1 protein-coding gene is annotated in these 501 nt (G+C 60.9%); it reads right to left on the bottom strand.

All coding sequences use genetic code 11. The features are described 5' to 3' along the window. Nucleotides 1-61: 61 nt before the first annotated feature. Nucleotides 62-271 (bottom strand): CbtB domain-containing protein, encoded by a 210-nt coding sequence (locus CK240_RS18100; RefSeq protein WP_095641531.1) that lies wholly within the window; start codon nucleotides 269-271, stop codon nucleotides 62-64. Nucleotides 272-501 lie beyond the last annotated feature (230 nt).

Below are 501 nucleotides of genomic sequence, written 5' to 3' on the forward strand. Positions count from 1 at the left end.
GACCCGCGATCAGCCCAGCAATCATGCCGAGCAGCAAAAGACGTCCCATGTTCCCCTCCCGTCAGTGGCAGGGAAAGCCAAGGAGATGGCGGGCATCATGCACGAATTCATGCACGTACATCCCGTCGAACACCGCAACGGCGCCCTGTTCGGTGCTGACAAAATACAGTGCCAGGAGCGCAATCAGCCCAGCAAAAATGGCCCATGGGGCGATCTCGCGCAGGGGGATCGGAGCTGTGTGAGTGCCGGGGGCGGCAGTGATGTAGGTCATGGCGATCTCCTTCCGGATACGCGTCCGGGGTGAAAGGACTGAAGGCGTGCACGGGGTCTGGCTCCCGCAATATTGGCGGTTACAGTGGCGCGACCGCACCGGAATTTCACCGGCTTTCCCGAGACACGACTATCATGATGACCCTCCGGTCCCGCCACGATACTGTCAAGGAAGCTTGCGCCCGAAGCTCATGCTGACACGGATCTGGTTGATCTGCGCAGCAGCTCCGG

This window comes from Paracoccus salipaludis (assembly GCF_002287065.1).
In the GTDB taxonomy this organism is placed as follows: Bacteria; Pseudomonadota; Alphaproteobacteria; order Rhodobacterales; family Rhodobacteraceae; genus Paracoccus; species Paracoccus salipaludis.